Origin of the sequence: Segetibacter sp. 3557_3 (assembly GCF_004354985.1) — a bacterium.
Taxonomy (GTDB): domain Bacteria; phylum Bacteroidota; class Bacteroidia; order Chitinophagales; family Chitinophagaceae; genus Segetibacter.
On the sequence record NZ_SMSK01000016.1, the window covers coordinates 160,152 to 167,127 of the forward strand.

At 47.3% G+C, this 6,976-nt stretch carries 2 protein-coding genes and 1 pseudogene; 2 read left to right on the forward strand and 1 reads right to left on the reverse strand.

The window, feature by feature from the left end:
- Positions 1–8: 8 nt before the first annotated feature.
- Positions 9–3,200 carry a SusC/RagA family TonB-linked outer membrane protein gene (locus tag EXU57_RS20025; RefSeq protein ID WP_133270032.1) on the reverse strand — a complete coding sequence of 1,064 codons (3,192 nt, stop codon included), beginning with the start codon at positions 3,198–3,200 and terminating at the stop codon, positions 9–11.
- A gap of 527 nt (positions 3,201–3,727) precedes the next feature.
- Here EXU57_RS20025 and EXU57_RS25945 point away from each other — a divergent pair.
- Positions 3,728–4,381 (forward strand): annotated as a pseudogene (locus EXU57_RS25945) (carboxypeptidase regulatory-like domain-containing protein); the annotation flags it as partial.
- 791 nt (positions 4,382–5,172) lie between these two features.
- Entirely contained in the window at positions 5,173–6,162 is a 990-nt protein-coding gene (locus EXU57_RS25455; RefSeq protein ID WP_410528416.1) for a TonB-dependent receptor domain-containing protein, read from the forward strand.
- Positions 6,163–6,976: the final 814 nt, after the last annotated feature.

Sequence of the window (6,976 nt, forward strand, 5' to 3'; positions counted from 1 at the left end):
TTATGTTATTAGAATGACACGTTTAAACTTACCCCATAAGACCGTACGGTCTGGAACTCTCCCTTTTCGAGCCAGCTGATGGAGCCGCTGCCTGATGACAATTCTGATGGCTCAAGACCGCGGGGTGCTTTTTGCCAAAGCATTTTTGGGTTACGGGCAATTAAAGCGAGCCTGGTGGATTTGATAGGTGTGCCTTTGAACAACTTGCTGTTGAAAGTATAACCTAAACTTACTTCGCGAAGTTTTACGTAGGAGGCATCGAAAAGCCACTCTTCGTAAATACGGGTACCAATAGTATTCCTGAAATAAGAACGGGCGTCCACGTAAGCAGTTACTTCCTGGCCGCTGGCAGATGATATACCTTCTACTTTGACACCACCACCACTTGCCAACGGATCGCGCACATTGGATCCTTTGTCGTTTAGGGCTGCGGTTTCTTCTGCCTGGCCAGATTTAACGGCCAGCATTTTTGTCCAGCTGAAAAATTGTCCACCACTTTGGAAATCGATAAACGCTGCAAGGGTGAAATTGCCCAGGCGAAAGTTGTTCAGAAATCCACCCGTAAAGTCGGGCAGCACCGATCCGAAATTATGGTTGGTTTCGAACATAGGCAGGTTTGCCGCGTCAAGCATGATTTTGCCTGTTTTAACATCGCGCAGGTAAGCCTGGCCCACAAGACTGCCAAACGGTTCGTTTACTGCTGCATTCAGGAAAATGGGAACGCTTGAATACACATTTGCATCCAGTTGGTAAACGTTGATACCAGGGTAAAGCTCTTTTACCAGGCTCCTGTTGCGGGCGTAATTTAAGGTGGTGTTCCAGGTAAAAAATTTGGTGTCAACCGGCCTGGCGTTTAGCGACAGTTCTACCCCTCTGTTCTCGATCATGCCCGCATTAACTACTGTTGATGAGTAACCGCTGGCACCCGATACGTCAAGTGATATAATCTGGTTTACATTTCGTTGCCGGTATAGGGATACATCGAGGCCAACGCGATTATTTAGGAAACGCAGATCAACACCAGCCTCCCATGCTTTACCAAATGAAGGTTTGATGTCAGGGTTGTTCAATACATCCGGAACGCTAAGCGTGTTGATGGTACTTGCCGTTCCGGTATAAACGGTACCAATGTTAAAGGAGCTTCCGGTTTGGTATGGCGATAGGTCACCGCCGGCAACCGCATAACTTCCGCGCAGTTTTCCGAACGAAAGAAATTTAAGGTTGAGCAATTCGCTGAATACGATACTTGCCGACACGGAAGGGTAGGAGTAGGAGTTGTTGTTAACCGGTAAGGCGGAAGAAACGTCGTTCCGGATAGAGGCATCCAGGAAATAGATGTCTTTGTAGCCAAGAGAGGCCATTCCGTACACACTCCTGATTTCCTTGTTGCGAATAGCGCTTGAAAGGTTTGGCCGAGCAACAGAACCAGCCAGGCTGTAAAATGCCGGGCTTGAAAGACCGCCCACGGTTGAGCCGCTAACAGCTGTCGTATTCACAGTGTATTTATTTGCGCCCACATTCACATTCACCGACACTTCCCCAAAAACCTTATTGTATTGACCAAGGAACTCATAGTTGAATTCTTTAGCCTGGAATTTGCCAACCGCATATCCTTCGTCGAGCCGGCCACCGAAGGCTTCCCTGTGCGAAATGTTTTGGGTAAACATATCCGCCCGCATAAAGGCGCTTAACCTGAGCTCGGGTATAACCTGGTAGTTCAGGTTGAGGTCGCCAAACATACGATCGCGGTTGTCGTCGTTGCTGTTTGCATAAGCATCGAAATAGGGATTGTTCCAATCGCTCGGCCTGTTGTTGGTGATGATACCGGTAGTTGTATTTGGATTTACGTTCCAGTTCAGGATGGTGCCATCGGGATAGCGAAAGTTCCGCAACCTTTTCATATCAATGTTGCGCTGAAACCATTGCACCTGGCCGGTCGCGGTTCCCTGGTATCCCTGGGAAGGCCGCACGGCGCGGTTACTTGCAAGGTTGACGTTTGCCCCAACGGTTAGTTTAGACGTAACATCAAGTGAAGTATTTAGCGAAAGGTTGTTGCGGATAAGCGAGGTATTTGGCATGACCCCTTTGATCTGTGCATTGTTGTAGCTTAGCTTATAGGTCATGTTTTCGCTGCCACCAGAAACGGAAATGTTGTTATTAAGGTTGCTGCCCGTTTCGAAGTAGTCCCTTATATTATTGGGTTGCGGTAGAAATGGTGTGGGTTTGCCAAATTCGGGATCCTGTGGGTAAAAGCTGTAGTACATCCGCACCGGTGTGCCGTCCATTTTTGGTCCCCAGCTTTCATCGTTACCGTTGACGTACTTTTCGCCGTTTGCAAGTGTTAAGAAGGTTTGATTATTACCCACACCGTAAATATTCTGAAGGGGTAAAAAGTTGCCGGCTTTTTCGATGCTGTAGGCGCCACTATACTGAACACCTACTTTCTTCGGGCCCTTTTTACCTTTTTTTGTCGTAATCAGGATTACACCATATTGCCCCCTGAGGCCATACAATGCCGAAGCTGCAGGTCCTTTTAGCACACTTACCGACTCGATGTCGTCGGGATTGATGTCCTGTGCGATGTTGCCGAGGTCGGGACCATTACCATTGCTGCCACCATAGTTTGCGTTCGAAATAGGTGTTCCGTCAACCACCATCAGCGGCTGGTCGTTGCCGTTAAGTGAATTTACACCCCTTATCTTAATCTTCTGTGTGCCGCCCAGGCTTGCACCGGAAGAGCCCACCACCTGTACACCCGAAACTTTACCGGCCAGGGAGCCAATCACGTTTTGTTCTTTGGTGAGGGTCAGGTTTTCACCCCTTACCGTTTGGGTGGCATAACCAACCGACTTTTGGCTGCGGCTTATGCCTAAGGCGGTTACCACCACTTCGTCGAGCCGACCGGATGAGGTCAATACAATATTGTAGTTTGCCTGGGTACCGATAACAACTTCCGTGTTGTTATACCCGGTGGAGGAAACAACCAGGATGGGGTTATCGCCGGAAACAGAAAGGGAAAATTGCCCACTTTCGTTTGCTGATACTCCTTTGGTGGTGCCTTTTTGAATAATGGTTGCGGAGGGAAGTGGGTTGCCGTTTTCGCCTGCAACGGTGCCGGATATCTGCCTTGTCTGGCTAAACACCAACATGGGTACAAGCATAAAAAGCAAAGCCCAGGTGCTTTGTAGTTTTGGTCTCATATGCGTTTTTTAAGGTAATGGTGAAAGTAGCAAAAAGTGAGAAGTCAAAAATCAAAAGTCAAAAGTAACAACAATGAAAAATGTAAAATGCAAAACGCTAAAGTGCCAAAAGGATAAAGTAAAACTCACACCATCAGAAGACACAAGTATCAACCCGCAAACCATTCAGGTTATCTACTGTTCGTACTTAGTATCTAATACCTTCAAATTAGCAAGCTATCAACGGAGAAACTTTTTTCCTTAATACCTTAATACCTTAATACCCAATACCTCAATACCCTAATACCTCTTTAAAATCAACCAATCAAACTATCAACCTCTCAACTTATCAACTTATCACCTAATCAACCTCTCAACCAGTCAACTTATCAACCTATCAACCAATCAACTTCTCAACCGGTCAACCTCTCAACCTCTCAACTTCCCTACCTTAATACCCAATACCTCAATACCTCAATCCCCAATCCCCAACCTTTCCCGAACTTGTTTGTTTATTCGCCAAATCCGGTACTATGAACCTAAGTAAAATGTTACTCCTGTTGCTGCTTGTTTCTGCTTCCCAGCTGCTGTTTGCGCAATCTTCAGGTAGACTAACCGGCACTGTTACCGATCGCAGCACGTTAAGACCAATCGCCGGGGCTACCGTGGCCTTATCGGGCGGAGCGGCGGGTTCAACCGACTCACTCGGCCGGTTTACTTTTTCCAACCTGGATTTTGGCAGCTATACGCTAACGGTTACGGCCATCGGCTATACGGAGAATAAGCTGTATAACCTGGTAATTACTTCGGGGAACGAGGCGACCGCGCTAGTGGAGTTGGAACCACAAAAGCAACAACTTGCCGGAGTTACCGTAACCACCAACAGGCGTACCGCGCAGGCGGCAACCCTGGAAAGCCCGCTTTCTGTACAACGGCTCACGGCGGAAGAAATCCGCAGCAACCCTGGCGGCAACTTCGACATCAGCCGGGTTATACAAACGCTTCCGGGCGTTGGCGGAACATCGGGCAGCGTTGGCAGCTTTCGCAACGACATCGTCATTCGCGGCGGTGCACCAAATGAAAACGTCTTTTACCTCGACGGTATCGAGGTACCGGTGATTAACCACTTTGCTACACAGGGCAGCGCCGGTGGTCCCACAGGTATATTAAACGTTTCGTTTATTGAAGATGTGAAACTGAATACCTCCGCTTTTGAGGCGCGCCACGATAATGCCCTATCTTCTGTATTCCAGTTTCGGCAGAAAACCGGCAACCCCAACAGGGTGCAGGGTAACTTCCGACTTAGCGCTACCGAAGTGGCCGCCACTTTTGAAGGGCCGATCACAAAGGAACGAACAACCTTCCTGGCATCAGCCAGGCGTTCGTACCTGCAGTTCCTTTTCCAGGCCATCGACCTGCCCATTCGCCCGAACTATTGGGATTTTCAATTCAAGGTCACCCATCGCCTTTCCGAAAAAGCAACCCTCACTTTCCTGGGAGTTGGCGCAATCGACGAATTTTCCTTTGCAGAGCCCAAAACCGCTACCCCGGAAAAGTTGTATGTGCTCAATTCTAACCCTTCCATTGATCAGTGGAGCTATACCGTCGGCGCCGCATTACGGCAACAGCTCAATAATGGTTACCTGAGTGTAACGCTTAGCCGCAACATGTTGGACAATCAACTGAACAAGTTTGAAAACAACAGGCTGCCATCGGAAGCTGAGCGGGTGTTGCGTGTGCAGTCGCAGGAAGTGGAGAACAAACTTCGTGTAGAAGTCAACAAGAACTTTTCAGGCTGGAGAGTGGCTTATGGTGTGATGGGGCAGTTGGTGGATTATAACAATACCACCTTCAACAGGCTGCGAAAAGAGATCCTTGATGAAAACGGGCAAGTGGTTCAGCCCGCAGTGACCATCAATTTTACCTCACCGCTAAAAGCTTTGTTCGTTACGGCGGTTTTATACAGGCGGGAAAGCGGTTTTTTGAGGAACGCCTGGGCATTAGTGCCGGCTTGCGTACGGATGGCAACTCGTTTACCAATGATGGCGCGAACCTCGCAAAAACCCTGTCGCCACGCTTTTCGTTTTCTTTTGTATTTGCGCCAAAATGGACCTTGAACAGTTCGATTGGACGATACTATAAAATTCCGCCGTACACCATCTTAGGATTTGCCGATAATAATGGCACCCTCGTGAACAAAAATGCATCTTATACCCGCAGCGATCATTATGTAACGGGAATTGAATTTCTACCTTACGACGCGCTTCGGTTTACGCTGGAAGGCTTTTACAAAACGTATGCGGGAGTGCCGGTATCCGTACGGGATGGTATTTCGCTCTCGAACCTTGGGGGCGATTTTAGTGTGTTGGGCAATGAGGCCGTTAACAGCACCGGTAAGGGACGTGCTTATGGTTTTGAATTTTTTGCACAGCAAAAACTCACGCGCAAGCTTTTTGGAATTTTATCTTATACCTGGTTCAAAAGCCGGTACAGCGGTGCAAACGGGGTGTTGATCCCAAGTGCCTGGGAGAACAACCATTTGCTAAGCATTACTACCGGTTATAAGCTGGGCCGCAATTGGGAACTCGGACTTAAGTTCCGTTACCAGGGTGGTGCACCCTACACACCTTTCGATGAAGCACTATCGCGGCTGAACTATTTATCACTTGGAACGGGGCGCCTGGATTATAGTCAACTAAACACCCGCCGGTTAAATGCGTTTAACGCATCGGATTTGCGTATAGACAAAAAGTGGAACTTAAGGCGGCTGACCCTTGATGCCTTTATCGATATCTCCAACTGGTATGCGGCGAAAAGCCCGGGTTACCCGCAATACACTTTTCAGCGGAATGCAACCAATACAGCTTTTCTCACCACCGATGGCGCAGCGGTAAAACCCGATGCAAGCAATGCCATACCCCTGTTGTTGCAAAACAACGACGCACAGGTTACACCGACCATCGGGTTGATTGTTGAGTTCTAAAAGAGAATTAGAAATTCAAAATTCAAAATGAAAAAAGGTTTCATTGCACAACTAAGCACACTTGCTTCGACTAAGCTTCTTGCATTTGGAAGCTAAAGCCGTTAATCCAACATCCACGAACAGGATCGGTCTTTGAAGATCAGCTTTTGTAGCCGGCGGGAGAACCTCGCTGCGACATCGTTGCCCGCCCGGATGAATTCCGTTCGGACGGGTGTCACTCCTTTGTATGGCAAACCGCTATTCGACATTTCAATGCAAAATGTAAAATGTAAGAAGGCAAAAGTCAAAAGTCAAAAGGCAAAAGTAAAAAGTCAAAAGTAAAAAGTCAAAAGTCAAAAGTCTCACAGACGTCAGGAGTGCAACGAGTCAACTAATCAACTTATCAACCAATCAACTTATCAACCAATCAACTTATCAACCAATCAACTTATCAACCAATCAACTCAATACCTCAATCAACTCAATACCTCAATCAACTCAATACCTCAATCAACTCAATACCTCAAAACCTCAATACCCTATACCTCACAAACGTCGGGAGCTCAACCAGTCAACCAATCAACTTATCAACCATTCAACTTTCTTTCCCAACCAATCAACTTATCAACTGATCAACCTAATACCCCAATACCCAATACCTCAATACCCAATACCCTAATTACCCAAACCCCATCGGCCGAAAAAACCACAACTGCACAAGGTCTCATGTATGAGATGCGGGAGACTTGTAAATAAAAAAGGGTCCTGTAAAAGTGTAAATTGAGTTAAGGAATAATCAATCACTTTAAAAACAGAGACCCTATGACACAAGTTA

Excerpts from the sequence above, each read along its gene's own strand:
- EXU57_RS20025 (WP_133270032.1), bottom strand. The coding sequence starts at position 3,200 with ATGAGACCAAAACTACAAAGCACCTGGGCTTTGCTTTTTATGCTTGTA.